This window comes from Bacillota bacterium, assembly GCA_024653485.1.
GTDB lineage: Bacteria > Bacillota > SHA-98 > UBA4971 > UBA4971 > UBA6256.
Genome location: JANLFY010000029.1, coordinates 1 through 3979 on the forward strand (window position 1 = coordinate 1; position 3979 = coordinate 3979).

At 59.2% G+C, this 3979-nt stretch carries 3 protein-coding genes; all 3 read left to right on the forward strand.

What is annotated here, in order from left to right:
* The first annotated feature begins 473 nt into the window (after positions 1–473).
* Genes tig through clpX form a run of 3 tightly spaced genes read left to right on the forward strand, consistent with a single transcriptional unit; the run spans position 474 to position 3669 of the window.
* Complete coding sequence (tig, locus tag NUW12_13080; protein MCR4403674.1) at positions 474–1754, forward strand: trigger factor; 1281 nt, start codon at positions 474–476, stop codon at positions 1752–1754.
* On the forward strand, positions 1751–2392 hold the full coding sequence (gene clpP / locus NUW12_13085; protein MCR4403675.1) for an ATP-dependent Clp endopeptidase proteolytic subunit ClpP: 642 nt from the start codon (positions 1751–1753) through the stop codon (positions 2390–2392). Before tig ends, clpP begins: the two co-directional genes overlap by 4 nt.
* 11 nt (positions 2393–2403) lie before the next feature.
* On the forward strand, positions 2404–3669 hold the full coding sequence (gene clpX / locus NUW12_13090; protein ID MCR4403676.1) for an ATP-dependent Clp protease ATP-binding subunit ClpX: 1266 nt from the start codon (positions 2404–2406) through the stop codon (positions 3667–3669).
* Positions 3670–3979: the final 310 nt, after the last annotated feature.

Below are 3979 nucleotides of genomic sequence, written 5' to 3' on the forward strand. Positions count from 1 at the left end.
GGGGTGACATTTTCTCAGACCGCTTACAGGGTGACATTATCACAGGCCGACGACATCCCGGTCGGCGTCGGCTTTACAACGCACCGCATGCATGTTAGAATACGGTAGGCCGAAGGCCTCGAAGGACGCTGCCTCGGCAGTCGCCGGACCGGCGCCTACCGAGGTATTGTTTTTGCGCGTCGCGCCTGAAGGTCACTGGGACAGCCAGAGACCGCACTCTAGCTGCGGCGCGAGAGCTTCGACGCGAGCAGGGCTCCTCCTCAACGTGAGGGACTGCGCAGCTCGTGGCGGCGATCACCCCAGCGTTCCTTGGGCAGCTGTCGGCGGCGTCGGGTTGGCGGCGCGTCACGCGTTTCAGGGCGTGGTCGTGAACGTGACGGCCACAAAAGGCGAATCAGGAGGAGGGAGGCTGCCATCTGCCAGGGTATGTGAAACCCCGTGGCTTCTGGGCAGCGAATATGGTGAAGGCAGCGGTGGAGAGAATAGAGGGGAACTTCGCTCATCTGAGTATCGAAGTGGACGAGGCTCACGTCAACCGTGCCCTCGACGAGAGCTACCGGAGGCTTGTTCAGCGGGTGACGGTGCCGGGCTTCCGCAAGGGAAAGGTTCCGCGCCCCATCCTCGAAATGAGGTTGGGCAAAGGGGCGCTTTACGAAGATGCGCTGAAGAGCCTTGTCCCCAGGGTGTACATGGAGGCCGTCAAGGAGACGGGCATCGATCCCGTAGATGAGCCGGACTTTGACATCGAGCAGATCGAGGAGGGCAAACCGCTCAGATTCAAGGCGAAGGTGCTTGTCAGACCCGAAGTCAAGCTGCCGGACTTGCGCGCGATCAGGGTGGAGAAGGCCTCGGCAGAGGTGAGCGACGACGAAGTGAACCGTTATGTTGAGGTGCTTCGAAGGAATCGCGCCACGGCCGAACCTGCCGACCACGACGCAGTTCAGGCCGGGGATCTCGTCACGATAGACCTCGAGCTGACTTCCGACGGCAGACGCCTCGATGTAAGAGGCGGCGGCAAGGACCTCGTCGTAGAGGCCGCTGCGAAGCAGGATCTACCAGGACTGGGCGAGGGGCTGACCGGGCTCAAGCCGGGCGAGGAGAAGACCATCGAGACCACCGTGCCGCCGACGTATCCAGAGAAGGAGCTTGTTGGAAAGCCGGCTCTTGCGCGCGTGACGGTGAAGGGAATCCGTGTGAGGAAGCTGCCAGAAGTGAACGACGAGTTCGCGAAGGCCGTAGGCGGGTTCGACAGCGTGGAAGCGATGAAGCGTGACATCCGCGAGCGTTTGGAGAAATCGGCACAAAGTCGGGCGGAGGCGGAATACAGGAAAGCGGTAGTGGATAGGATCACGCAGGAGGCCGAAGTGGACGTGCCCGAACGTCTCGTGGACCGGCAAGTGGACTTCATGGTCCGCGACTTGGCGGAAAGCCTCGCGCAGCAGGGGATGACGCTAAGAGGGTACCTGGAAGCCTGCGGCATGGACGAGGAAACGTTGAGGAAGAGCTACAGGGACGATGCCAAGGCGCTGGTAAAGTCGGAATTGGTGCTCGATGCCATAAGCAAGGCGGAAGGATTCGTCGCTACTCCCGACGAAGTAGACTCCCGGATCGCCCAGATAGCTTTGAGGCAGGGCAGCAAGGCGGACGAGGTCCGGGAACTCTTGACGAAGACAGGACGTATTCACAGTGTAGAAGAGGCGATAGTCAGGGACAAGACAATAGACTACCTGGTTGGGCTCGCAAGAGGAGAGTGAGTCTCGCCGGGTCAGCATATAATCACCATGCAAGGGAGGAGGAGTCGGTCGTGAACCTGGTTCCGATCGTAGTGGAGCAGACAAACCGCGGGGAACGGGCTTACGATATATACTCAAGGCTTCTCAAGGATAGAATCATATTCATAGGCGGCCCGATAGACGATGACGTCGCGAACCTGGTCATAGCACAGATGTTGTTCCTCCAAGGCGAGGATCCCGAGAAGGACATCAACCTTTACATCAACAGCCCCGGCGGTGTCGTGACGTCAGGGCTCGCCATTTACGACACCATGCAATATATCAAGCCCGATGTGGCCACCACGTGCATAGGCATGGCCGCCAGCATGGGGGCGCTTCTCCTGGCGGCAGGCACAAAGGGGAAGAGGTATGCCCTCCCCTACTCGAGGGTGATGATCCATCAGCCTCTCGGAGGCGCTCAGGGGCAGGCCACGGACATCGAGATACAGGCGAGGGAGATCGTTAAACTGCGCGAGGTGACCCAACAGATTCTGGCAAGGCACACGGGACAGCCCATGGAGAAGATAGCAGCGGATACTGACAGGAATTTCTTCATGTCGGCTGAGGAGGCGAAGGCTTACGGGATCGTAGACGAGATCTTCAGGACCAAGAAGAAGTAGGGGGTGGTAGGGTGTTCAAATTCGGCGATGAGAAAGGCCAGCTCAAGTGCTCGTTTTGCGGTAAGGCACAGGACCAGGTCAAGAAGCTCATAGCTGGGCCCGGAGTCTACATTTGCGACGAGTGCATCGAGCTCTGCAACGAGATCATCGAAGAAGAGCTTGGCGAAGAAGCAGATGTCGAATTGGGTAACATCCCGAAACCCAAGGAAATCAAGGAGATCCTGGATCAGTACGTCATAAGCCAGGAAGACGCGAAGAAGACCCTTGCGGTGGCGGTGTACAACCATTACAAACGGATAGGCGCGAACACGCGTGTGGACGACGTGGAGCTGCAGAAGAGCAACATCTTGCTCCTCGGTCCCACGGGAGTCGGGAAGACTCTTCTCGCGCAGACCTTGGCCAAGATCCTGAATGTCCCCTTCGCCATTTCCGACGCCACTTCGCTCACGGAGGCTGGTTACGTTGGCGAGGACGTCGAGAACATTCTGCTGCGACTCATCCAGGCGGCGGACTACGACATCGAAAAGGCAGAGAAGGGCATCGTCTACATCGACGAGGTCGACAAGATAGCGCGGAAGTCGGAGAACCCATCCATCACGAGGGACGTGTCCGGTGAAGGCGTGCAGCAGGCCCTCCTGAAGATCCTCGAGGGCACGGTCGCAAGTGTGCCTCCACAAGGCGGGCGGAAGCATCCGCACCAGGAGTTCATCCAGATAGACACGACGAACATCCTCTTCATTTGCGGAGGCGCTTTCGACGGACTGGAGAAGATCATTCAGAACCGGATCGGGAAGAAGACGCTCGGCTTCGGAGCGGAGCTGCGACCCAAGATCGACTCAAGCATCGGGGACATACTGAGGCAGGTCATGCCAGAAGACCTTCTCAAGTTCGGGCTCATTCCCGAGTTCATTGGAAGATTGCCTGTCGTGGTTCCACTCGATGCTTTGGACGAGCAGGCTCTGGTGCGAATCCTCACGGAACCCAGGAACGCCCTTGCCAAGCAGTATAAGAGGATGTTCGAGCTCGACGGCGTTGAGCTGGAGATCACCGATGAGGCGTTGGCAGCTGTGGCAAAGCAGGCCATAGCGAGGAACACAGGGGCGAGGGGGCTGCGCTCCATTCTGGAAAAGATCATGCTCGACATCATGTACGAGATCCCGTCGCGCGCAGACGTGAAGAAGGTCGTGGTGACGAAGGAAGTCGTGGAGGGGTCGGCGAAGCCAACCTTAGTGTTGCAGGAGCGCAAGGGAGCGAAGAAACGCGAGGAAACGGCATAGTCCGACGGGTGCGCGGGCTTCGTGCAGGCAGCCAGCGAGACTTGGACGGAAAGAGGTCATGGGCAGCCTAAACGGGGTGCTTGCGCTCTCGAGCGGATTCGACCGCGTCTTGATGGGAGGCACATTCGGGGCCTCCCGTCTTGTTTCCTCAGTTGGGCTCTGAGGCCGCCCAGGGACCCCGGTGGCCCAGAGGAGGATTCGCAGCCCTGCGCGGACACGGTCCAGGCTGACGGGAGGGTGAAGCAATGAAGCCTGTGACCCGAGTTCGACAAGGCCTGGGCACACAAAGGGGCTGAAGTGCAGTAATGAC